Genomic DNA, 22,565 nt, shown 5'->3' on the forward strand with positions numbered 1-22,565 from the left:
TGGCTTTTTTGCGACTGACGGCGGTCATGGCTCTCCTTCGTCGTCCTGAGGCGACCAATAGCAACAGTGCGTAGCAAGCCGGCAAAGTACCCGCGACTTATGAGCGTTGTGCCGAAGTCAGGCGACCGTCCAGGTTGCGAAAAACGCTACAAGCTCACAGAGCTTACTGACGATCGATCCGGCTGAAATCCGTCCCTGGATAGAAATTTTAGACATTCGGCCGTTTGGGCCGCGTATGTTACTTCGCCTCCAGCCAGTTGGGACCGGCGTTGAGTTCGACTTTGAGCGGCACCAGCAGATCGAGGGCATTTTCCATCCCGGAGCGGATCAAAGGTTCGACCTCGGGGCGCTCCTCGGGGGGCATCTCGAAGACCAGTTCGTCGTGCACCTGCAGTAGCAGCCGGGTGCGGCGGCCTGCGAGGGTTTGCTCAAGGCGCACCATGGCGATTTTGATGATGTCGGCGGCGGTGCCCTGGATGGGGGCGTTGAAGGCGGCGCGCAAAGCCCCCTCGCGGTCGCGCTGATTGAGTTGGCCGAGCCCTCGAAAATAGCGCCGCCGCCCCAACAGAGTCTCGACGTAGCCTTGCTCGACGGCCATCCGGCGGGTCTGCTCCATGAAGCCAAACACCGCCGGGTAGCGCCGATAGAAAGCCTTGATAAAATCCTCCGCCTCGGTGGCGCTCACCCCTGTCTCGCGGGCGAAGCGGCGCGCTCCCATCCCGTAGACGACGCCGTAGTTGATGATCTTGGCGAGGCGCCGCTCTTCGGAGGTGACCTCCTCGCGGCCCAGCAGCAGCCGGGCGGTGAGGGTGTGCACGTCGCCCCCGGTCTGGAACGCTTCGAGGAGCACCGGCTCCTGCGTCAGGTGCGCCAGGATGCGTAGCTCAATTTGTGAGTAGTCGGCCGCCACCAGCAGCCACCCCGGCTCCGGGACAAACGCCCGGCGGATGCGCCGCGAAAAGGACGTGCGCACCGGAATATTCTGCAAGTTGGGGTTGGAACTGGAGAGGCGACCGGTGGTAGTCACCGTCTGGTTGAAGTCGGTGTGCACCCGGTCGGTGCGCGGGTCGACCAGCAAAGGCAGGGCGTCGACGTAGGTAGATTTGAGCTTGGCGAGGGTGCGATAGCTCAAAATTGCTTCGACGATGGGGTGGTCGTCGCGCAGCTTCTCGAGCACCGCCGCGTCGGTGGAGTAGCCCAGCGAGGTCTTGCGGCTTTTTTTGGCACTGAGGCCAAGTTTGTTAAAGAGCAAGTCGCTCAGTTGTTTGGGAGAACCGAGGTTGAATTTGCTGCCCGCCAGGGTGTAAGCCTCCTGCTCAAGCGACTCCAGGTCGCGGTCAAGTTCTTGGGCCAACTCGCCCAGGTAGGCTTTGTCGATGCGGATGCCCCGCTCCTCCATGCGCGCGAGCACCGGCTCCAGGGGCACCTCGATCTCCTTGAAGATGCCCGCCAGGCGCGGGTCTTCGTCGAGCTTCGCCTGCAGCACCGGCACCAGCCGCAGGGTGACGGCGGCGTCCTCGCCGCAGTAGCGGCTCACCGCCGCGATCTCCACCGCGTCGATGGTCTGGCCCTTGGGCACGAGCGCCTCGTAGGAGCCCATGGTGATTTGCAAGTGATTCTGGGCGAGGGTCATAAGATTGTGCTTGCCCTCCGGGTCGAGGACGTAGCTGGCGAGCATCGGATCGAAGGCGATGCCCGCAAGGGCGACCCCGTAGTTGCGCAGCACCAGCCAGTCGTACTTGGCGTTCTGCAGCACCTTGGGCCGCTCGCGGTCCTGCCAGTAAGGCGTCAGCGCCGCCACGACCGCGTCGGTCTCGAGGTTGGAGCCTTGCTGGTGGGCTAGGGGCAAATAGTAAGCCACTCCCGGCTCCCAGGCGCAACCGATCCCCACCAATCGGGCGTGGCGCGGATCGAGGTTGTTGGTCTCGGTATCCCAGGCCACCAGCCCATCCTGGGCAAGTAGCGCGTCGAGAAAAGCCTGAAAGTCTTCGGCAGTCTGCACGACGCGCACCTCCAGATCCATGGGGACGCTCGGGGCAAAGTCGAACCACAGCTCGTCCTCGCTGGCGGTGCCGATCCCGGCTAGCGGATTATCAGCATCTTCGTTGAGTGCGGTCGGACGCGCTGACGGGGTGCCGCCGAAACTGCGCTGCAACCGCTGCAACTGGCGCAAAAACGACCGAAATTCGAGTTTCTCGAGCAGCGGCGCCACGCGCTCGGCGTCGAAACCGACCAGCCGGCAGGCCTCAAAATCGACGACCAGCGGCACGTTCGTCTCGATGGTGGCCATCCAGTAGGAGTGGCGGGCGTCCTCGACCCCTTCTTTGAGCTTTTTGCCCAGCGCGCCGGGGATCGTGTCCACCGCTTCGATGAGCTGGGCAAGCGAGCCGTACTCTTCGAGCAACTTGACGGCGCTCTTGGCACCGATGCCGCGTACCCCGGGGATGCGGTCGGAACTGTCGCCGCACAGGGCCTTGTAATCGACCACCTGCCGGGGGGCGATCCCGAGCTTCTCTTTGACCTGGGCGGGGCCGAATTCTTCGGTGCCGGTGCGCGTATTCTGGTGCAGTACGCGGATCGAGCCACCCGGAGCGCCCTCGTCGGTGATGAGCTGAAATAAATCTTGATCGCCGCTTAAGATCTTGACGTCATAACCCTGGCCGGCTCCATGCACCGCCAGAGTCCCGATCAGATCGTCCGCTTCGTAGCCCGGCAACTCGAACTGGGGCAGGTCGAGGGCGGTAAGAATCTCGCGCAAATTCTGCAGATCGTCGATAAATTCATCCGGGGTCTCGGCGCGGCCGGACTTGTAGGTGGCATCGACTTCGTGGCGAAAAGTCGGCATGCGCGTGTCGAAGGTCACCGCCACCATCGACGGCCTGTCGCGCTCGATGGCGTCGAGCAACAGTTTCAAAAAACCGAACGAGACACTCGTGGGGGTGCCGCCGGAGGTGCGCAGGCCGGTCTCGCCGCCGCGCACGTAGGCGAAGTAGGCACGGTAGGCCAAAGAGTGACCGTCCACCAACAGCAACACCGGCGCGCTCGAATCTGGCATGGCTTGAGAACAAGTGTCGCCAACCAGTCTGGCATATCAGGTGCCAGGTGCCAGGGTGCACTTACTGACACCTACTTACGATGCTGCCCAGGAAAGTGATCGATGTGCGCCCGGCCCTCGAAGATAAGCTGCTGGTTGCGGATGCGCAGGCGGTGCACGCGCAGGGTCGCCCCATCCAGGTTGAACTTGTCGAGGTCCATGATCCGATTGAACTGGGCTACGAACAGATGGCCCAACTGACAGGCCTCCTCGCTCTGGCCTTCAAAGTCGGTTTGATCGAGCACGATGCGGCGCTGCTCTTCGGTGGCGAGGTGGGCCTTGAAGCGCAGCGGCTCGCTGCGCCCCGATTGCTCGAAGACAATTTCGGTCTTGAAATCCATCCAGTTGTCATCCAGCAACTGCACCCGCGTCTGGCGGATGGCGAGCGTCTCGTCGCCGCCCTCGACCCGCATGCCCCGCATCTTCGAGAGCACCAGCGGCGCCTCAAAGGCGGTGTTGATGTCCTCCTCGCGCAGTACCACCGAAGCGATGGCCTCGGTGGGCCGTTGCAGGCGCACCCGCCCCCCCAACATCGCGCCCAGGTCGACGGCGATCGCGTCGGTGTCGACGCGCAGGCTCTCGACGCGAAACTGGTTTTTGATCACCATGCCCCGCCCGCGCAGGTTAAAGCTGTCTATCGCCCCCTGCAGGAGCTTGGACATCGGCTGGCAATAGATGCCAATTTGCAGATCTTCGACTTTGCTGAGAAGCGCGCGGATCGCTGCCGCCACCACCGAGTTGATCAGCTGCTCGCCGGCGTCGGCGCGGCCGCCGGCCGCCGGAAACGGAAATGGGAGCATCATAGTTCTCTGTCACAGGGCAAGGGAAGACGGCAGTCCCTCATACGCATCCTATTACAAAACTTTACGGCGTCAAAACCGCCGTTGCACTCTCCCCCTGCAGATGTAATGATGCCTATGAGCCTTCCACCTGTAAAGCTTTGGGAGATCTTGCGTCGGAATCGGCGTTGTGTAGTAGCATCGTTGAAGGCTGGAAAGGTGTGTTCTGGCTCTGTGCTTTGTGAGGAGTTATGAAAATGCGTAAGCCAAGCTTGCTTGCTGGAACGATAGGTCTTCTGACCCTCCTGGGTCTGGCCGGTCCGGCGCTTGCGGAACCTTCCGACACCCAACAGATCGACCAATACCTGCAGCAGGGTATGGGAGATTCGGTCGCTCAAGTCAACTCGGTCTCCGAACTGACCGACGTTGATCCCAACTCCTGGGCCTTCCAGGCGCTCAAATCCGTCGTCGAGCGCTTCGGTTGCCTCGAGGGTTATCCCAATAAGACTTTCCTGGGCAACCGCCCAACCTCGCGCTACGAGTTCGCCGCCGGTCTCAACGCCTGCCTTGAGAAGGTCAACGAACTGATTACCGCGGCGACTGCCGACAAGGCAACCAAAGAAGATCTGGCCACCCTGCAGCGCCTGCAGGAAGAATTCCGCAATGAACTGGCCGCCCTGCGCGGTCGCGTCGATGCCCTGGAGGCCAAGACCAAGGACATCGAATCGAAGCTGTTCAACGTCAACTCCAAATTAGACGCCTCGGTGGTCATGGCGGCCACCATCGGCGGCGGCGACACCAGCAAGTTCTTCTATACGCCGGTACCGGTGGGTGTGGGTCCTTCCTACGGCGACTCGCAGTTTTCCCGCTTCGTCGCCACCGGCGATGCCAACGCTCCGGCAACTTCGCTGCCCTCCCGCGCCCTCGGTGAAGCCAACGCCAGCTTTACCGCCCGCACCAGCCTCAACGTCCGCGCCACCTTCACCGGCACCGACGAATTGCTCGTGCGCATGCGCGGCGTCGCCGGCCAGGACCTCGGTGCAGTTTTCCAGGGCATCGCCAGCGGCCTGGGCACCCAATTCTATGCCCTCGGCCCAAACAACAACGCCTACGACGGTTCGACCGTCGGTGGCGGCGTGGACGGTCGCGCCCCGGTCTCCTTCGATAAGATTCGCTACACAACCAATCTGTTTAGCGATTCGTTCCGGATCTTCGTCGGACCGCGCATCGACATCTTCGAATTTATCGACACCAACTCCTTCGCCAACAACGAAGAAGTGGATTTCTCCAGCGGCTTCTTCATCAATAACCCGCTGACGACCTTTATCTTCGCCGGTCCCGGCGGTGGCTTCGACTTCCAGTTGGGCGACTTCCTGGCCATCCGCGCCATCTACATCGCCCCCACCGGCGGTGCGTCCGGTACCCGTGCAACTGGGAGCCTTCCCTTCGGCGGCTCGGGTCTGTTCGGCGGCTCCTACACCGCCGTGGGCGAACTGGAAATCAACCCGATCAGGACCGCGTCGATCAAGCTGCAGTACGCCCACTTCCTGGAGCAGGGCGCGGTGCTGGGTACGCTTCTTAACGGCTCTGGCACCTCCGGTGTGACCGACGTCTACGCGGCCAACGTCGAGTGGGCGATCTTCCCCAGCCTCGCCATCTTCGGCCGCTACGGCTACGGCAACAGCCGCATCAACGGTGCCGCCTCGACCACCTTTACCGAGATCGAATCGAGCACCTGGCAGGCTGGTTTCGCGTTGCCCGGCCTCTTCGGTCCCGGTAACACGTTCGCCGCGGCTTACGGCCAGCCCATCCGCGTCAACAGCGGCCAGTTTGCTACCGGCCTGTCCTTCGTGCCGACTGCATCCGAGGGCAACGTCGAGGTCTTCTACCGCTTCCAGGTCAGCGACCGCCTGAGCCTGACGCCGGATGTGCAGTTCTACATCAACCCGGTCAACTCCAACTCCAACGCCGGGATCACGGTAGGCACCATCCGCGCCACCTTCACGTTCTAGTCGCCGCCAAGGCACAAAAAAACCGCCCGGCGTTGCTGCCGGGCGGTTTTTGCTATGCGCCGGTTCCTGCGCCATGGCGCCGGGGGGCCGGTATCATGAAGGACTATGACAACACAAACACCTCTGCCGCCCGAATCGACCGACTACCCTGCTTCCCGCCGTATCCTCGCCGGGGTGGGTTGGGGTGTCCTGTGGGGAGGCGGGATCGCCGCGGTGATTTTTCCGCTGGTGGCCGCCAACCTGACCGTGGGCATCTTGCTGGCGCTGATCATTCTGATTGCCATCGCGATGGGCATCTCGCTGCACTGGAACGCCGCGCGCGAACCCTGTCCCCAGTGCGCCACGGTATTTATCGCCACCCCCAGCGGCGGACGCTGCCCCAAGTGCGGCGAGCGGGTGCGGGTGGTGGACCGCCGCATGATCAAGATCTGAACCATTTGGGCTACGGGTAGAGGACATCGCGCACCAGCTCTCCTGTACCGGTGTCGCGCAACTGGAGCTTTAACACGCCGCTATCCGGGTTGGCGAGCAGCACGGCCAGCTCTGGTCTGCCGTTGCCGTTGGTGTCGGCCAGGACCTCCAGGTCTCTGGTCAGGAAGTTTTTGTCGAAGGTGATCTGCCGGCTGGTTCCGCTTGCTGCTCCCTTGAGAATCACTTGATTGGACCACCCCTGGCCTGTCCCGAGCACGGCAATCTCGGGGCCGCCCTCGGTTGCTACCATCGCCATGGCCCGGGCGTACACCAGGCCGGGATAATCGAGGGTGGCAACCGTGGTGCCGGTCTTGCTGTCTTTGACCGTGACGCTTACAGGCGCGTTGCCCTGGAGGACGGCGATTTCAGGGGCGCCGTTGCCACTGATGTCCGGCAAGCCGACCAGGTCAGGCACACCCGTCACGCTCTGGAGGGTAACCGAACTCAGGGTTTGCTTGCTGAGCGGATCGAACACTTGATAGTACGGGTCGGCGGGCTGCTGCGAACCGGCCACTTCCTTGAGCCTTGAAAGCCAGAGCACTACGAATTCGGGTTTGCCGTTGTCGTTGATGTCCGGTATCCAGCCGAAGGTGGCCGGCTCCTGGGCAGCCAGTCCTCCCGCAGGCGGCGCACCGAGCGAAACGGTGGTCTTGCGGCCCGTTCTGGTGTCGAACAACTCGATGCGCCCCTCCTTGCCGGAGAGCACGGCAATTTCGGGGTAGCCGTTGCCGCCGAGGTCGGGATAGACATCCAGTTTGCCGACATCGCTCGACGGACGCACTTCGCGGATCAGCTCGCCACTGAGGGAGTCGCGCACCTCGATGAGCCGACCGCTCTTATCGGCGCTCAGGCTCTGCACCGCCACCTCGTAGGCACCGTTGCCGTTGATGTCCGGCAGGGCAATCGCTTCGACCTCCGGGAAGAGATCTTCCCGGTAAGTCATTTGGCCCAGCAACCCACCGTCGCGAGCGGATTTGCGGTAGACGCGGTACCGGTTGGGCCAGGCGGTCATGTCCGTGCGCAAAACGGCCGGGTTGTTCTCGCCCACTTTTTCAAGCAAGTTGTTGCCGAAGGAGGGACTGTGCACCAGCAGGTAGGGTGCCATGCCCTTGGCGCTGTAGCGCATCTGAGCGAGGGTCGCCTGCAGTTCCGCCACCTGCGCGCCGTAATCCGCCACACCCACGGCATTGTCCAGTTCGTAAGGATCGTCGATCAGGTTATAGAGTTCCTGCTCCCCCGCCAGGTTTTCCATATATTTCCAGGCGGTTGAGCGCACGCCCGCGTGGGTGGGGGTCAGTTGCCAGCCCTCGAACAAGAACTGCTCGCGCCAGGAGACTGCCTGTCCTTTGAGAATCGGCAGCAGGCTGCGGCCGTCCACGGTCGCGGGAATCGGGATACCGGCCGCCTCGGCGATCGTGGCGGTCAGATCCATGTTGAGCACCAGCAACTCCTCCTGCCTGGCCGCGGTGGACACGCCCGGGAAGGAAACGACCATCGGTACGCGCAGGCTCTCCTCGTAGCTGCAGCCTTTTTCCCACCAGCGGTGCTCTCCCCAGGTCAAACCGTTGTCCGAGGTGAAGATGACCAGGGTGTTCTCCCGCTGCCCGGTGCTCTCGAGGGCCTGGAGGATCGATTCGACGCCGTCGTCGACCGCCAGCAGCATCTCCAGATAGGCCTGGCGTTCTTTGTCGTAATCGGTCTGGGTCTGGGGGCTGGCCGGGCGCAGCTTCTGCACCCAGGTGGGCTTGTCTAAGACATCCTGTTCGTTGTAGTTGGGCGGGCGCCAGGGGGGGATATCGGCGTAGCGCCCGGCGTGCCTTGGTGCGGGGGTGTAGGGAGCATGGGGAGCAAACGGTGCTAGAAACAGGAAAAAAGGTTTGTCGCTTGCTGCCGAATTGGTGATGAAGGCTACGGCCTTCTGGGTCAGCACGTCGGTGGAGTAGTTGGATTCGCTGCGCCCGTAGTCTTCGATGGTGCCGTTGGCGTTGATCCGGTAATTGTAGTAACCGGCCAACTGAAAAGTCTGCCACTCGTCCCACCCGGGGGGCGTGTAGAACGCCGAGTAGCTGTAGCCGTTGAAGTATTTACCAAATAGACCGGTACGGTAGCCGCTCTCCTGCAGCCAGACCGGGAGCGTCGAAGCGTCGTAGAAGGCGAGTGCTCCGCCAAAGGGCGCGTCGTTGCCCAGCACACCGTGGTTGTGCGGGTAGCGGCCGGTCAGGATCGTGGCGCGCGAGGGACAGCACAGCGATTGGCCTGCGAAGGCGTTGGTGAAGGTGACCCCCTGAGAAGCGAGCTGCGACTGGAGTTTGGGCATGTACGCGAGGGTGTTCCATGCCTGGTCGTCGGTGACGATGAGCACGACATTGGGCGGCGGGGCAGCGATGGCGGCGGCGGTGCTGAAGAAAATCCCAATGGCGGCGGTCGCGGCAGAAGCGAGGGCGGATGGCGCGGCGGTGGGCGGGCTGCTGTTCATCGGTGGTCACCTCGTTGCAATGGAAGGGTCAGATCAAACGGATTTGTGTTTGCGCATTTAAGATGTCACTCGGAAGCGGCGGGCGCTGGTCGCTGTGCCGGCCGGAGTGGTGACGGCGATCGGACCGCTGGTCGCTCCCGCAGGCACGATGGCCGTGATCTGTGTGCCTGAGATCACGGTGAATGCGGCGCTCGCACCGCCAAAGGTCACGGCGGTGGTGCCGGTGAAGCCCGTGCCGGTAATTGTCACCTCGGTGCCGACCGGCCCGCGCCGGGGGGTAATGGAGTCGATTACAGGCAGCACCACCCCGTCGCCGGTGTTGATGAGTACCCCGACGTTGCTGGCAAAGCCGTTGGCGACCGCCAGGTCGAGATCGCCGTCCCCGTCGAAGTCGCCTGCCTCCACACCGGTGGCACCGTCGCCACCGGTGGCAAAGGTCAAGGCGGCGGTGAAGCCGCCGCTGCCGTTCCCCGGCAGCACCGAGACGTTGCCGGCATCCCGACGATTGGCGGTGACCAGATCCAAATCGCCGTTCTCGTCGAGATCGCCGATGGCAAGCGCCACGGGATAATCGCCTACCGCGAAGTTGCGGGTGGCGCCGAAGGTGCCGTTGCCGTTGCCCAACATCACCGAGACGTTGTCGGCAAACCGGTTGACCGCGGTCAGATCCAGGTCGCCGTCCCCATCGAGATCGCCCATGCCCACCGCGGAGGTACCGCTCGCAGCGGCGTAATTGCGGGGTGCTGCGAAGGTACCGTTGCCGTTGTTCAAAAGCACCGAGACGTTGGCGGAGAAAAGGTTGCCCACCACCAGGTCCGGATCGCTGTCCTCGTCGAGGTCCACGATGACAACCGACGAGGGGCCGGGGGGAAGCACAAGGTTGCGGGGAGCCCCGAACGTGCCGTTGCCGTTATTTGACAGCAGCGAGATGTTTTCGGAATACCGGTTGGTGCTGACCAGGTCGAGATCGCCGTCGCCGTCGAGATCGCCCGCCGCCACGGCAGCAGGAAAGGTGCCGTTCACCGGATAGTTCACAGCGGCGGCAAAGGTACCGTCGCCGTTGCCCCGCAACACCGAGAGATTGCCCGAACCGCCGTTGGCGGTGATCGCGTCGAGGTCGCCGTCGCCGTTGAGATCGGCGAGGGTGGCGGCGCGGGGGCTGCTGCCCACCGGATAGTTTTGCAGGTCGCCGAAGGTGCCGTCGCCGCCGCCCAGCAGTGCCGAGAGCGTGTTGTTACCGATATTGGCGGTCACAATATCGATTCGGCCGTCTCCATCGAGATCGCCGATAGCCAGACCGCGGGGGGTAGTCCCCACCCCAAAGGTTTGCGCGGGGGCAAACCCCACCTGCGCCTGAACCGGTGCGGCGCTCAGCGCCACCGTCGCGGCCAATCCGAAGCCGACGAGCCGGACCGCCTGGCTACGCAGGCAAACCATTTTGAGAATCGTGGGCAGTACTTTCTGGAAGGGGGTGCAGGCAGCGGAAGAGGCGCCTGCGGGCAGTGAAGCGTTCATGGGTAAGAACCTTGTGTGGGGAAATTTCGGTTGGTGGCCGCTCAGGAGGTGATCCGGAAGCGGCGGGTGCTGGTGTTGGTGCCGGCCGGAGTGGTGACGGCGATCGGGCCGCTGGCGGCACCGGCGGGCACGATGGCGGTGATCTGTGTGCCTGAGACCACGGTGAATTCGGCACTCACGCCGCCAAAGGTCACAGCGGTGGCGCCGGTGAAGCCCGTCCCGGTGATTGTCACCTCGGTGCCGACCGACCCGCTCCGGGGAGCTATCGATTCGATCGAAGGTGCTGCCGTCCCGTCGCCGGTGTTGAGGAGCACCCCGACGTTGCTGGCGGTGCCGTTGGCGACGGCCACGTCCAGGTCGCCGTCCTCGTCGAGATCGCCCACCCCGATGTAGGTGGCCCCTTCGCCGCCGGCCGGGAAGATCTGGGTAGCCGAAAAATTCGCGCTCCCATTGTTGATGAGCACCTCGACGTTGCTCGCGGGCCTGCGGTTGGAGGTGATCAGATCCAAATCGCCGTCCTTGTCGAGATCGCCCATGGCGATGGCCACGGGATAATCGCCCACCACGAAGTTCTGGGCCGGCCCGAAGCTGCCGGTCCCGTCGCCCAGCATCACCGAGACCTTATCGGCAATGCGGCTGGTCGCAGCCATATCCAGATCGCCGTCCCCGTTGAAATCGCCCACGACAACGCCGGAGGTACCGCCCGCGGCGGCGAAGTTCCGGGCGGCGGCGAAGGTGCCTTTGCCGTCGTTCAACAGCACCGAGACGCTGGCTGAGAAGATGTTGGCCACCACCAGGTCCGGATCGCCATCCTCGTCGATGTCCGCGAAGATGACTTCTGCGGGACCGGCAGGCAGAGGAAGACTCCTGGGTATGCCGAAGGTGCCGTTGCCGTTGTTTTTAAATAGCGAGATGTTTGCGGAGTATCGGTTGGCACTCACCAGATCGAGATCGCCGTCGCCGTCGAGATCGCCCGCTGCGACGCCGGTCGGAAAGCTGCCGTCCACCAGATAATTCCGGGCGGCACCGAAGGTGCCGTTGCCGTTGCCCGACAGCACCGAGATGTTGTCGGCGAATCGATTGGCCGCGGCCAGATCGAGATCGCCGTCCCCGTCGAAATCGCCCGTGGCCACCGCGCAGGTACCACCGGCGGCGGCGAAGTTCCGGGCCGCCGCGAAGGTGCCGTCACCGCCGCCCAGCAGTGCCGAGAGCGTGTTGTTGCCGATATTGGCGGTGACCAGGTCGAGGTCGCCGTCCCCGTTGATGTCACCGATGGCCAGGGCGCGGGGCGTCGTCTCGACGCTGAAAGTTTGCGCAGGAGCGAATTCCACCTGCGCCTGAACCGGTGCGGCGCTCAGCGCCACCGTCGCGGCCAACCCGAAGCCGACGAGCCGCACCTCCCTGCTGCGCAGGGTCGGGAGCAGCTTCGAAAAGATCTTGAGAAGCATAGTAAATTCCCGATGAAACGACTGTTGTGAACCGAGCCTTAAAAACAGGCCCACTCCCGCGCGTAGGCAAAGTCGCGTTCGTTGGCGGGAGCAGTGTGGGGTTTATCGGTAGGAGCGGTGAGTTCTACCCAGTGGTGGTTGGGATTCGATTCGCTCGTGGATTTTTGCAGACCGAGGGTCGCGTAGTTGGCTACGATTCCCGCGTAGTATTGATCACCTTGGTGCACCACCCCCCGAATGTGCTCGACGGGCGTTTGCCAGGATTGCTCGCCCACCCAGTGGGCGGAGACGGTCTCGACCGAGCCTCTGGGTGGGTCGGCCTGCGTGGTCGAATCGACCGGGGAGGCCAGAAAACACAAACGCTCGACGGTTTGATCGCGGGCGAGGTACCCGGCGTGTCCTCCGCCCTGGCTGCTGCCCCCGAGGCGCAGCTTGCGCCAGTTGATGGTCTTGCCGCTGATCGCGGCCGGAAAGGGAAAGTCCGCAGGCAGGTAACGCTTGAGAAAGCGGATCAGCGCGTCGAGGCGGTAGACGATGCTGTTGGCCTGATCGACCTGCACCTCCGCAGCGACCGGTGTGCCGTAGACAATCTCTTCGCGAACCGGTCCGTAGCAGCTGCTGCGGTTGTTGCAGAGGCTGCCGACCGGATCGGCGTTGGCATGGGCAAGCGAGATGACCAGATGATTTTGGGCCATCCCCTCCTCCATGCTCTGGCCGGGGGTGAACACCCCCCGGTCGGGATCGAACGGTTTGCCGCCCGAGCCCAACAGGTACACAAACACCCCTTGCAATTGGTCGGGATGTTCGGGAATGCCGACGACATGGTAGCCGTAGCCTCTGCCGGAACCGTCGTCGATAGCACGGTCGGTGAGGCTCGGTTGAATGGCGCAGACGACACCGGCGGGCACGTCGAGCCGGCTGTCGGTCCTATCCGGACAGACGGCCGCCGGTTGCGCCTGCGCCGGGGCAAGCCATAGGACGGTGCCTACCGATAAACTGCTCAAAGTAAACTGAACGCACGGGTGGATACAGCGCTGCATAGATACTCCTCGGTGGATAAAACGAATCAGCTACGGCTGGGTTGGCCCAAGTCCGGTGTCGACGCGGTAGATCGAGGTGGTGCCGGGGACGGAGATGCTCGTGAAGTAGATATACGGTCCTTTGTCGGTGATAAACACCTCTGGATCGAGGCGCACCCGCACCTCGGGTGCGCTCAGCTGCCGGTAGAGGGGTGTGGCCGGATCGACACCCACAAGCCAGAGGTCGGAAGGGGTGATGAGCTTCTCCTCGCTGGTGCCGCTCACGGTCGAAGTCGCCATCGAAATGTACGATTTGCCGTTGTGCACAAAGATTTCCGGAGACAGGATGTACGGTCCGGCTGATGGGGGCCTTAGCGCGTGGATCTTCTGCCAGAGGCCATCGATCTTGCGGTAAACGTCGATGCGCAGTTCGGCCGCGACGGCAAACAACACGTATTCGTTGTTGAACTCCGGTGCCTGCCACATGATGCTGGCGGATTTGGAGACGGGGTCGAAGGTGAGTTGCTCGTACACCTTGGTGTCGATGTTGTACAGGTGCACCTGCGAGATGCCCTGGGCATCCAGCTTGTTGACCAGCATGGCGCGCAGCCCCGGTACCCAGCGGCCCGGAAAGAGGGTGCCTGTCAGAACCTCCTCGCTGGCCGGGTCGTCGAGTTTGCGCCAGTAATTGCGCACCTGGACGATCGACTCACTATCGAAGTGGTAAGCGTAGGAAATGCGCGGTTCGGCATCAGCGGCGTCGGAGCTGCCGAAGGGCAAATAGCGGTTGCTGCCGCCGGGCAGGACTTCGCCAATCCAGTCGGTGCCGTCGAAGCGGGCGCGGCCGAGGGCAAAGCGACCCTCGCTGTCGTATTTGGTATAGACGATCTGGGCTCCAGCGCTCGAAAACGCCCACTCGGGTCCGTTGCGGGTCAGTTTCGGCGGCACCGCCCCGGTGTCCACCAGTACGCCTTTGCCGTTGCGCGGCGAGAATCGGCCGCTTCTGCGGCTGACCTCGCCTATCCAGACATTGCCCTCGTCGTCGATCCAGCAGAAGCGGCCCCCTGCCGGATCGAACTCCGGATCGCTGATGCCCACTTGCGGGCCTGCAATCAGCACGTCTTCACCGACCTGGGCCAGGGTGGGCGGCTGCCAGGACAGGACCGTGCAGCCGAGGACCAGCCAGAACATCGCGTACCCACTAAATCCGGTGAACAGAAAATGCATCGTTACTGACTCCTGGAGGGAAAGAAGCGAACGGGGGCGATCCAAACCGAACGACAAATCCGGCTAGCGGGCAAATCCCTGGGAGTTGCCGATTTTGCCGACCACGGCGTCCTCGAAGCCGGCGCTGGTGAGGGTGGTATCGCCCCATTGGGCGGTGCCCTCGAAAAATCCGCAGTAGATATAGTTGCCCAGGTTGTCGGCGGCCACGGCGTAGGAATAATCGTTTCCCGAACCGCCCGTGGGCGTGCTGAGCGAGAGCGGGGCACCGCTCGCTCCGTCGAGTAAGCCGATCAAAAAGTCGGTGCCGCCCTGGGAACGCACCCGCGTCGAACCGAAGGTGAACCGGCCGCTATAGGCCCCGGCGATGATCACATTGCCGCCGATGTCGAAGTCCACTTCGGTACCCTCGTCGTCGCGACGGCCGCCGAAGCTGCGGACCCACACCAGATCGCCGCCGCCGGTCAGCCGGGCGACAAAGATATCCTCGCCGCCTGCGGAGGTGAGGACGGTGGAGGTGCCCAGGACGTTGAAACTGTTTTCAAACTTGCCCCCAAGCACGAGATCGCCGCCGGCCCCGGCCACCCCGCGCACGACATCGTCGCCGGTGCCGCCGATGGAGCGCGCCCACAGCCAGTCGCCGCCGGGGCCGAGGCGACCGATAAACGCGTCGGCCCCCCCCGCCGCGGTCAGGCTCGTCGAGCCGTGGCGCGTCGTGCCCTCCAACTGGCCGCCCACAAAGATATCCCCGGTGCCGTCCCTGGCCAGGCCGAGCGCCCGCGCCTGATTGGTCGCGCCGGGGGTCTGCCCTTCGGTGCGCTGCACCCACTGGAAGTTGCCGTCGCTGTCGTACTTGACGATAAATCCGTCGAAATCGGCCGTCACCCCCACCGGCGGGGTGCCGTCGAAACTGACCCGGGTCGTCTGGTCGCCGCCAAAGGTTCCGGAGATGATCACAGCCGTGGCATCGACTACACACTCCGAGCCCAGCACCGGGATGGCCAGGTTCGAGACGACCTGCGCCCCCGGCGTCACATTGCCGGAGATGTACCGTCCGCTCGCCCTGGCCCAGAGCACCTCGCCGTCCGGGTTGAGTTTGACGGTGAAGGCGTCGGGAGCCAGCCTGCGGCTGTTGGGGGGCGGCACCAGGTTGGAGGTGAGCGTTGTGCCGCCGAAGCGAACGGTGCCGGTAAATAGGCCGGTGACGTAGACATTGCCCACCGCATCCACGCAGTTGGCCAGCGCCTGATCTTGAAGGGTGGAGCCGAAGGACCTGGCCCAAAGCAGCGTGCCCTCCGGGCTATATTTGGCCACGGCGATGTCCTCTTCACCGGCACTGGTGAGCGTCGTGCTGGCGTTTGAAAATGTGGCGGTGTCGCCAAAGGTGCCGCTCAGATAGATGTTCCCGGCATCATCGGTATCGACCCCGCGCCAGATCTCGGTGGGGATCCCCCCCTCCCGGTAGGTGGCGCTGCCCATCCGTTGCGCCCAGGTGGTGGGCTGGGCGTGCAGAGGGCCGTAAATGGCCGCTCCCAGCAGCAAAGTGCCGCCGAGGGAGAGGATCAACGAAAGGCGCAGCATTTTGGGTGTCAGCATGATCAAATTTCCTGTGTGTCCGTTGAATTTATTGGTCTTCGAGTTCTCGGCAGGTGGTGCCGCTGCACAGACGCAGCTCAGAGGCGAGCGCACCGAGGGCGGCGGCTGTGTCGGGTTGGTCAAGGTGCCGGCTTTCGAGTTGGGCGGGATCGGCGTCTAGCGCGTACAGTTCTCGCTCGCCGTTGTCGAACTGGATAAAGACCGTATTGGGGTACTCGGTGTCGCGGCTGCCGGTGCGCACACCGGTGCTGTTGCCGGAACCGCGTACGTCGCCGTGTTCCAGCAAAAAGCGCTTGCGCCACCCCGGCAGTTCGGGATTGGCCAACAGCGGCACCAGCGACCGGCCGTCCACTGTCAACGTCGGGGTAGCCCCCGCCCACGCGGCGATGGTCGGGGCCAGATCGATGTTGACCGCCAGTTGCTCGATAAGGCGCAGGGCCGTGCTGCCCGGCAACCGCACGACTAGAGGCACCCGGATGGATTCCTCGTAAATCACGTTCTTGCCGGTCAGGCGGTGCTGGCCGAACAGGTAGCCGTTGTCCGAAGTAAAAACCACGATCGTGTTGCCCAGGACGCCGCGGCGCTCGAGGGCGGCGATCAGCGAGGCCGTCAGATCGTCGACGGCGCGCAGCGATTCGATCTGGTCGCGGTAGATGTTGCCCAAACAGTCGATACTGCGCTCGCTGAGCAGGGGGGCCGCCTGCACCCAGGTCGGTTTGTCTGTGACGTCCTGTTCATTGAAGGCCGTCCCCTGGGGCAGCGGTACCTGGCCGGCGCTGCCCTGGTGGCGCGGTGCCGGGCGAATCGAGCGCAGGCTGTTGGGAAACAGACGACAGGAAGAAACGCCGGGGGCAACTTCAAAGTGCGGGGCCACGGGGGCCACGGTCAAAAAGAAGGGTGCTGTGGCGGCCGCATCGACAAACGCCACCGCCCGCTCAGCTAGAACGTCCGTCTGGTACTCCTCCGGCGGTTCGGCCGGATCTTCGCCGTAGTCAATCAGCGTGCCGTTGTCATTGAGCACGTAGTTGTACATGGTGCCGGTGATCAGTGCCTGCCAGTCGTCCCAGCCCGGCGGGACATAGGTCGGATCGTCCAGGGGGCTGCGCCGGTTGCGGTCGGACCCGTAGCCGTTCAGGTACTTGCCGACATACCCGGTCCGGTAGCCTGCCGCGTCCAGCCAGGTGGCGAGCGTCGAGCGATCGTCGAAGGCCGAAATAGACCCGTCCGGCGGGGTATTGCTCTCGACGCCATGGTTGTGGGTGTACTGCCCGGTCAAAAAAGTCGCCCGCGAAGGACAACACAGCGACTGGGTGGTGAAGGACTGTCTGAAGCGGGTGCCCTGATTGACGAGCCGACTGGCGATCGTCGGCAAAAATCCCCGGCCCGATGCCTCGTCGAACACCTGCTCAGAGAGATCGTCGGTCATGATCACCACGACATTGGGGGGCTGCTGGGCAACGGCCGCCGTCGACATCAGTGCCAGGCCCAACCACAAGCACACGGCAAACCGGGCAAGCCCGGCCCAGGCAAGCGACCCCGGCTTTGGACGGTGTTGAAAAGTGCAGGTTGTTTTCATAGCGAATCCTCAGAAGCGAAACAGGCCCAGGCGCGGGCATCGGCCAGATCCCGGTGGTTGGCGGGGGAGGTGTGGGGCTTGTTGGTCGGTATGTTCACCACCAACCAGTCGTTGTTGGGGGCGAGGGTGCTGGTGGAGCGCCTGAGCCCCAGGGCGCGGAAGTTGGTGGTGATGCTCTCGTAGCTGCCGTCCTGGCGGTGGACCACCCCTTTGAGCCGCTCGGAGGGGGTCTGCCAACCCTCCTGGGCGATCCATTCCACAGCCGAGTAACGGGTCGTGCTCTCGGTGGTCACAGCGACGGTGTCCACCGGCGAAGCCAGAAAGCAGACTCCCCCGGTGGGGTAGTCGTGGGCGATGTATCCGGCGTGTCCTCCCCCCTGGCTGCTGCCGCCCAGGCGCATCGCCTGCCAATCGATGGCGGCGCCGCGGATGGCCTGCGGCATGACCACCTCGCCGGGCATGTTCGCTTTGAGGTAGGCCACAAGGGCCGAGAGGCGGTGCATAATGCTCTGCTCAGGAGAAATTTCCACTGCCGCCGAGATCGGTAAGCCGTAGATAATTTCCTGCCGGGCCGGACCGTAACACCCACCGTCATTGCCGCACAGCTCGGCGACCGCCACATCGTTGGGATAGGCAAGCTGCAGGACCACAAAGCCCTGGGCGATCCCCTCCTCGACGATCGAAAGGCTGGGAAGGCTCTGGCTGACCGGGTCGTAGGGCTTGCCGTTGGTGCCCATCAAGTAGAAAAACACGCCCCGGGCGGCGTCGATGTCATTGGGCAGACCGACGACGTGATAGCCGTAACCCAGGTTGGTTGTACCCCGGTCGGCAATCTCGGGATCGGTGAGGCTGGGCCGAATGACACAGACCACCCCGGCGGCGGTGTCGTGTTGGGCGTGTGCCCCGCTCGGGCACAGGGCGGTAGCAGCCTGAGCCGACATAGACTGCAGGGAGCATGCCAGAGCGGCCCCGACCAGCGATGCAAAAGTGCGCACGCGGCATGTGCGGATATTCATAATCGAACTCCTGAGAACCGACGAAAACGGGTCGTAGGTTGCGGCTGTGACAGAGCAAGCCAAGCGAATCCGCCCGCTTCCCAACCAATGGGGCGGAGTAAAATGCGAACCTAGAGCCCACCCATAACGGCCGTGCGGGCTTCAGCCGCAATCGACCACAACGTGGGGTGCAGGGCAGGGAAGGCCGAGATTACGCAAACCGTCAGGCCTCAACCCGCGAACATCACAGTCGCTCGAAAATCAGAACCTATGGCAGCTTGCAGTACCTGGCAATGGCACTGCACGCCTGCCCTAAATTTAGGGCAGGCGGCGCTTTCCAGGGGAAAAACTCTTTGCGTTCGGTGCAGCCGAACTGCAACGGAACCAAAAACACAGATCTTTGTACATAATGCATCACTCACAAACGTGGAAGGGAATGAACCTGGGGAAACCGCAACCATCTGGGCACTTCTCTCACTTATAGGTTGATGCATAACCGGCTATGCAGCTAGCGTCTAATCGCTTAGGAACAAAGACGGATAACCATCAACCTCGGGGCAGTTCTCTCGGTGGCCCCCCGTGGGCTCTTGAAAGGGAAGCGAACCCATGGTTTTGCGTAGACACTCTAAAATTGGCCTTTGCGCAATAGAAAAAGCCAAAGGCGTTGCTTGAATTGCGGACTAAGTAACCGGTGATGCGATACTCGCCATTGCACGGGCGACCCCTGGACTTTGGATTTGCGCAAGTACGCACGGCACTTTCAGGGGTTTTCGAAAGAAAGCAGAAACCAGAATTCCACCAAAGCCTAACCTTGACCTCTCCAACCTATAGTAGACACCCCAAATCAACTATGCAGCTGTTTAGTAAAGTGATGTTTTGATAATGTCAGCCCACCTGGATAAATGGGCGCAAGCATGGATCTTATTCTGTTATTTCTGAAACAGAATGCAAACCGCTACGTGGTCTTTCAACGGATAGCCCGACGCACGGCGATCAGACTGCCGAGCATGCCGAGGGCGACGCCCACACCAAGTAAGATGAGCGGTAGGGTGAAGGCAGCGGGCTCCGAGGGCTGCCATTGCAAAAACGGCAGCAATTCGAGCTGTTTTTGGGCGACAACACGGCTGGTGGCTTCGATCAACCCCCAGGCGATCAGCGCCCCGGCAATTCCAAAGGCGAGCCCTTCGAGGATGAACGGCATCGAAATGCGCAGGGGGGTGGCCCCCACCAACTGCATCACTTCGATTTCTTTGCGCCGCGACTGGACGATGAGCCGGATGGTCGAAGTGATCACCGCCACGGTCGCCACCCCGAGAACGGCGGTGAGGGCCAGTCCCACCCAGCGCATCGCCTGCTGGATCTGATCGAGCCTCTGGGCCGCCTCCGAGCCGTAGCTCACCTCCTCCACCCCTTCGATCTGCTGGATCTGGGCGGCCAGGGGCGCCACCGCCTCCGGCTGGGCGATGCGCACCCGCAGGCTGTCGACCAGCGGGTTGCCCCCCAGGCTTTCGCCCGGATCGCTTCGCACTCCGAGGTCTTTTTTCAGGGCCGCCCAGGCCTGTTCCTTTGAGACGCTTTTAATTTCGTCGACACCCACCAGCGTGCGCAAATCCGGCTCCACAGCAGCGGCACGCACACCGGGATCCAAGTAAATCGAGATTTCCAGGCGGCTGCCCAGATCGGAGACCGCGTCCTGCAACTGCCAGGAAGCCCGCAGTCCCAGCCCCAACAAAAACAGCAGCACAGCCAGGGTGCTCACGGCGGACCAGATCATCCAGAGGTTGCGCCGCAGGCCGGTAAACGCCTCGCGCAACAGATAGTCTACCTGGGTTGTGACGCGTTGAATCATGGTGTGGGGACGTTCAGGTGAGCACCGGCAGTTCCCGCAGGATGCCGGCTTCGATACGGACGACGCGCCGGGCAAAGGCCTCGACGAGTTGTTCGTTGTGGCAGGTGACGATCACCGTGACGCCCAGATCGTGCAGGCGCTTGAGAATTTGCAGTACCGACCAGGCGTTGTGGGCGTCCAGGTTACCGGTGGGTTCGTCGGCGAGTAACAGCGGCGGCGTGTGCACCACCGCCCGGGCGATGCTCACCCGTTGCTGCTCGCCGCCGGAGAGCTGGTCTGGAAAGCACTTGGCCTTCGGAGCCAAACCGACCATGCGCAAAGTCGGCCCCACCCGCCGCTGGATTTCGGTCCTGCAGGCCCCCTGGGCGTGCAGGACGACGGCGACATTCTCCTCGACGGTCTTGGTGGGAATTAGTTGATAGTCCTGGAAGACGACGCCGATGCGGCGGCGCAGGTGGGCAAGCGCCCGGCCGCGCAGGCGGTGGAAGAGATTGCCCTCGATTTCGACCTGGCCCTCGGTGGGCATCTCCGCCCCGTAGAGCAACTTGAGCAAGGTCGATTTGCCCGCCCCGGACGGGCCGGTGATAAACAAAAAATCGCCTTTGCGGATCTGGAGATTGACGCTGTGCAGACCGCGGCAGCCGTTGGGATAGATTTTGCTGACGTTGTGCAAACAGGCGATCGCCTCGCCGGTAAACCCGGTGCTGTCCGCCTCGCTCGGGGTGGATGGGAGGTCGAACATCAACGGCGCACTCCTCTCAAGATGGCCAAGGCAAATTTGGGCAAGGCCAGCATGCGTTTGGCCCGCCAGGGTTCGCGGTAAAGGCGGTAGAGCCACTCCAGATAGTTCTCGCGCAGCCAGCGGGGGGCGCGCGCTTTGGTCCCCGACCAGATGTCGAAGCTGCCCCCGACACCCACAAAGACCACGTCGGTCAGCCGCCTGCGGGCCTGCTCTATCCAGTATTCCTGTTTAGGCACTCCCAGTCCGGCCAGCACCAGTTGCGGCCGGCTGCGGGCGATGCCTTCGAGAACCGCCGATGCTTCATCCGGACCAAAAAATCCGTCGCGCGCACCTGCCACCACCAAACCTGGGTACTGCCGCCGCCAGCCCTCCCCTACCGCCTCGGCCACCCCAGGGGCCGCGCCCAGCAAAAAGATGCGGGTGTGTCGGGGAGCCAATTGCCGGAGGGCCGATTCGACCAGGTCGATGCCCGCGCAACGGCGCACCCGGCGTCCGACCCGCTGCAAAGCCCAGACCACCCCCGCCCCGTCGGGGACCACCAGATCGGCCCGGCGAATCAGACGGGCCAGATTCTCCTCGCGCTGGGCGAGCATTGCCATCTCAGCGTTGAGGGTAATCACATGGCCGCCCTGGGCCGCTTCCACCAGTTCGACGAGCGAACGGGTATAGTCTGCGGACAGATGTACAGGCAGATCCAAAATCGGTGCGGTGGGCAAAGCAGTCACGAAGGGTCCAGACGGCCAGGATCATGACAATCTAACCACTCCGTCCCCCCGCTTGGCAACCGCAACGGGAGTCTGCCACGGCTTTGCACTTCTCAGGCGACGGGCACACCGCCCAAAAAACGCCTACCGCTCCGTCTCAGCCGCCCCAGCGATCGAGCAGATGCAGAACTTTTTCGACCAGTCGGCCGAAGGCCTCGAGTCGGGGAGGGTATGTGCGGTTGTCGTGCTCTTCGAGCAGTACCGCCTCCCCCCGGCGAATCCAGAGCACCGCACCGCGGCCGGGGGTCCAGGCGAGCCAATCGCGCACCCGACCCGGCGAACACAGGATCTCGTGCAGAATCACCAGGTCGAACTGTTCGCAGCGCTGCAGGGCTTCGAGCCGGTGCAGGCCGTCTGCAATCGAACTTGCCTGCACGCGCCGGTTGCGCCCGGAGCCGGTGAGCAATTGCCAGGACGCTGTGTGGCTGCCGCCGTCGACCACCGCACAGTTCCAGCCTGCGCGGTTCAGTTCGCTGACCAGCCGCAGCAGGCGCGAGCGGGGGGAGCGCAACGACCAGCGGCGCAAAAACACGTCGAGCAACAGCTGCGGCGAGCGCTCCGGCAGAACAACCGGGGCGACGGGCGCGGCAACGGGCAACGGGCGGAGTGCTACCATCGGCTTGCAGGCCATGAACGACTGTCCATATCCTACACACGACTGGGACGCTTGTCCAGGTCTTTAGTTCACCACTTGAGCAAATTGAAGTTTTCCATATCGATAGTGTCGCGGTTGCGGTAGATAGCGAGCACGATGGCCAGTCCCACCGCCGCCTCCGCCGCCGCCACGGTGATCACGAAGATGGCGAACAGTTGGCCGCGGATGTTGTTGGGATCGAGAAAGTTCGAAAAGGCGATGAGGTTGATGTTGACGGCGTTGAGCAACAGCTCGATGGACATCAGCACCCGCACGGCGTTGCGGGAGGTGACCAGGCCGTAGAAGCCGATGCAGAACAGGGCGGCGCCGACGAGCAAAAAGGCGTTGAGACTGGGCATGGCGGGCGGTGT

General features: G+C 63.2%; 17 protein-coding genes. 2 read left to right on the forward strand and 15 right to left on the reverse strand.

Annotated elements, in window-relative coordinates; all coding sequences use genetic code 11:
- Window positions 1-238: 238 nt before the first annotated feature.
- Both polA and GLL_RS03320 read right to left on the reverse strand, forming a co-directional pair.
- Window positions 239-3,055 carry a DNA polymerase I gene (gene polA / locus GLL_RS03315; protein ID WP_011140638.1) on the reverse strand — a complete coding sequence of 939 codons (2,817 nt, stop codon included), beginning with the start codon at window positions 3,053-3,055 and terminating at the stop codon, window positions 239-241.
- 71 nt (window positions 3,056-3,126) lie between these two features.
- A complete protein-coding gene (locus GLL_RS03320) occupies window positions 3,127-3,897 on the reverse strand; it encodes an LmeA family phospholipid-binding protein (RefSeq protein WP_011140639.1) in 771 nt (256 codons plus the stop codon).
- Window positions 3,898-4,130: 233 nt separating this feature from the next.
- Between GLL_RS03320 and GLL_RS03325 the strand changes: the two genes are divergently transcribed.
- Both GLL_RS03325 and GLL_RS03330 read left to right on the forward strand, forming a co-directional pair.
- Window positions 4,131-5,885, forward strand: a complete 1,755-nt coding sequence (locus GLL_RS03325; RefSeq protein ID WP_164928564.1) for an iron uptake porin — start codon at window positions 4,131-4,133, stop codon at window positions 5,883-5,885.
- A 105-nt stretch (window positions 5,886-5,990) separates the two neighbouring features.
- Window positions 5,991-6,317: a hypothetical protein gene (locus GLL_RS03330; RefSeq protein WP_011140641.1), complete on the forward strand. Its 327-nt coding sequence runs from the start codon at window positions 5,991-5,993 to the stop codon at window positions 6,315-6,317.
- 10 nt (window positions 6,318-6,327) lie between these two features.
- Here the strand turns inward: GLL_RS03330 and GLL_RS03335 are convergent, their stop codons facing one another.
- The 13 genes from GLL_RS03335 to nuoK form a co-directional block, all read right to left on the reverse strand.
- Window positions 6,328-8,832, reverse strand: a complete 2,505-nt coding sequence (locus GLL_RS03335; protein ID WP_011140642.1) for a sulfatase family protein — start codon at window positions 8,830-8,832, stop codon at window positions 6,328-6,330.
- A gap of 57 nt (window positions 8,833-8,889) precedes the next feature.
- Window positions 8,890-10,347 (reverse strand): FG-GAP repeat domain-containing protein, encoded by a 1,458-nt coding sequence (locus GLL_RS03340; RefSeq protein ID WP_011140643.1) that lies wholly within the window; start codon window positions 10,345-10,347, stop codon window positions 8,890-8,892.
- A gap of 41 nt (window positions 10,348-10,388) precedes the next feature.
- Window positions 10,389-11,795, reverse strand: coding sequence for an FG-GAP-like repeat-containing protein (locus tag GLL_RS03345; RefSeq protein WP_164928565.1), 1,407 nt, complete (start codon window positions 11,793-11,795; stop codon window positions 10,389-10,391).
- Between the two features lie 38 nt (window positions 11,796-11,833).
- Window positions 11,834-12,835 carry a BPSS1187 family protein gene (locus tag GLL_RS03350; RefSeq protein WP_011140645.1) on the reverse strand — a complete coding sequence of 334 codons (1,002 nt, stop codon included), beginning with the start codon at window positions 12,833-12,835 and terminating at the stop codon, window positions 11,834-11,836.
- A 30-nt stretch (window positions 12,836-12,865) separates the two neighbouring features.
- Window positions 12,866-14,041, reverse strand: a complete 1,176-nt coding sequence (locus GLL_RS03355) for a hypothetical protein (RefSeq protein WP_011140646.1) — start codon at window positions 14,039-14,041, stop codon at window positions 12,866-12,868.
- A gap of 63 nt (window positions 14,042-14,104) precedes the next feature.
- Window positions 14,105-15,634: a hypothetical protein gene (locus GLL_RS03360; RefSeq protein WP_011140647.1), complete on the reverse strand. Its 1,530-nt coding sequence runs from the start codon at window positions 15,632-15,634 to the stop codon at window positions 14,105-14,107.
- A gap of 28 nt (window positions 15,635-15,662) precedes the next feature.
- Window positions 15,663-17,210 carry a sulfatase family protein gene (locus GLL_RS03365; protein WP_011140648.1) on the reverse strand — a complete coding sequence of 516 codons (1,548 nt, stop codon included), beginning with the start codon at window positions 17,208-17,210 and terminating at the stop codon, window positions 15,663-15,665.
- Window positions 17,207-18,226 (reverse strand): BPSS1187 family protein, encoded by a 1,020-nt coding sequence (locus tag GLL_RS03370; protein WP_011140649.1) that lies wholly within the window; start codon window positions 18,224-18,226, stop codon window positions 17,207-17,209. The genes GLL_RS03365 and GLL_RS03370 overlap by 4 nt, the downstream gene beginning before the upstream one ends.
- A gap of 946 nt (window positions 18,227-19,172) precedes the next feature.
- Window positions 19,173-20,054 (reverse strand): cell division protein FtsX, encoded by an 882-nt coding sequence (locus tag GLL_RS03375; RefSeq protein WP_011140650.1) that lies wholly within the window; start codon window positions 20,052-20,054, stop codon window positions 19,173-19,175.
- 13 nt (window positions 20,055-20,067) lie between these two features.
- The gene (gene ftsE, locus GLL_RS03380) at window positions 20,068-20,796 is read right to left on the reverse strand and encodes a cell division ATP-binding protein FtsE (RefSeq protein ID WP_011140651.1); all 729 of its coding nucleotides are present in this window, start codon (window positions 20,794-20,796) and stop codon (window positions 20,068-20,070) included.
- A complete protein-coding gene (locus GLL_RS03385) occupies window positions 20,796-21,521 on the reverse strand; it encodes a WecB/TagA/CpsF family glycosyltransferase (protein WP_011140652.1) in 726 nt (241 codons plus the stop codon). Before GLL_RS03385 ends, ftsE begins: the two co-directional genes overlap by 1 nt.
- Window positions 21,522-21,657: 136 nt before the next feature.
- On the reverse strand, window positions 21,658-22,176 hold the full coding sequence (locus GLL_RS03390; protein ID WP_164928566.1) for a hypothetical protein: 519 nt from the start codon (window positions 22,174-22,176) through the stop codon (window positions 21,658-21,660).
- 68 nt (window positions 22,177-22,244) lie between these two features.
- A complete protein-coding gene (gene nuoK, locus GLL_RS03395; protein WP_011140654.1) occupies window positions 22,245-22,553 on the reverse strand; it encodes an NADH-quinone oxidoreductase subunit NuoK in 309 nt (102 codons plus the stop codon).
- Between the last annotated feature and the right edge of the window lie 12 nt (window positions 22,554-22,565).

Origin of the sequence: Gloeobacter violaceus PCC 7421 (genome assembly GCF_000011385.1) — a bacterium.
GTDB lineage: Bacteria > Cyanobacteriota > Cyanobacteriia > Gloeobacterales > Gloeobacteraceae > Gloeobacter > Gloeobacter violaceus.

Bases quoted from the DNA above. Each gene is read 5' to 3' on its own strand.
- polA (WP_011140638.1), bottom strand. From the start codon at position 3,055: ATGCCAGATTCGAGCGCGCCGGTGTTGCTGTTGGTGGACGGTCACTCT.
- GLL_RS03320 (WP_011140639.1), bottom strand. From the start codon at position 3,897: ATGATGCTCCCATTTCCGTTTCCGGCGGCCGGCGGCCGCGCCGACGCC.
- GLL_RS03325 (WP_164928564.1), top strand. From the start codon at position 4,131: ATGCGTAAGCCAAGCTTGCTTGCTGGAACGATAGGTCTTCTGACCCTC.
- GLL_RS03330 (WP_011140641.1), top strand. From the start codon at position 5,991: ATGACAACACAAACACCTCTGCCGCCCGAATCGACCGACTACCCTGCT.
- GLL_RS03335 (WP_011140642.1), bottom strand. From the start codon at position 8,832: ATGAACAGCAGCCCGCCCACCGCCGCGCCATCCGCCCTCGCTTCTGCC.
- GLL_RS03340 (WP_011140643.1), bottom strand. From the start codon at position 10,347: ATGAACGCTTCACTGCCCGCAGGCGCCTCTTCCGCTGCCTGCACCCCC.
- GLL_RS03345 (WP_164928565.1), bottom strand. From the start codon at position 11,795: ATGCTTCTCAAGATCTTTTCGAAGCTGCTCCCGACCCTGCGCAGCAGG.
- GLL_RS03350 (WP_011140645.1), bottom strand. From the start codon at position 12,835: ATGCAGCGCTGTATCCACCCGTGCGTTCAGTTTACTTTGAGCAGTTTA.
- GLL_RS03355 (WP_011140646.1), bottom strand. From the start codon at position 14,041: ATGCATTTTCTGTTCACCGGATTTAGTGGGTACGCGATGTTCTGGCTG.
- GLL_RS03360 (WP_011140647.1), bottom strand. From the start codon at position 15,634: ATGCTGACACCCAAAATGCTGCGCCTTTCGTTGATCCTCTCCCTCGGC.
- GLL_RS03365 (WP_011140648.1), bottom strand. From the start codon at position 17,210: ATGAAAACAACCTGCACTTTTCAACACCGTCCAAAGCCGGGGTCGCTT.
- GLL_RS03370 (WP_011140649.1), bottom strand. From the start codon at position 18,226: ATGAATATCCGCACATGCCGCGTGCGCACTTTTGCATCGCTGGTCGGG.
- GLL_RS03375 (WP_011140650.1), bottom strand. From the start codon at position 20,054: ATGATTCAACGCGTCACAACCCAGGTAGACTATCTGTTGCGCGAGGCG.
- ftsE (WP_011140651.1), bottom strand. From the start codon at position 20,796: ATGTTCGACCTCCCATCCACCCCGAGCGAGGCGGACAGCACCGGGTTT.
- GLL_RS03390 (WP_164928566.1), bottom strand. From the start codon at position 22,176: ATGGTAGCACTCCGCCCGTTGCCCGTTGCCGCGCCCGTCGCCCCGGTT.
- nuoK (WP_011140654.1), bottom strand. From the start codon at position 22,553: ATGCCCAGTCTCAACGCCTTTTTGCTCGTCGGCGCCGCCCTGTTCTGC.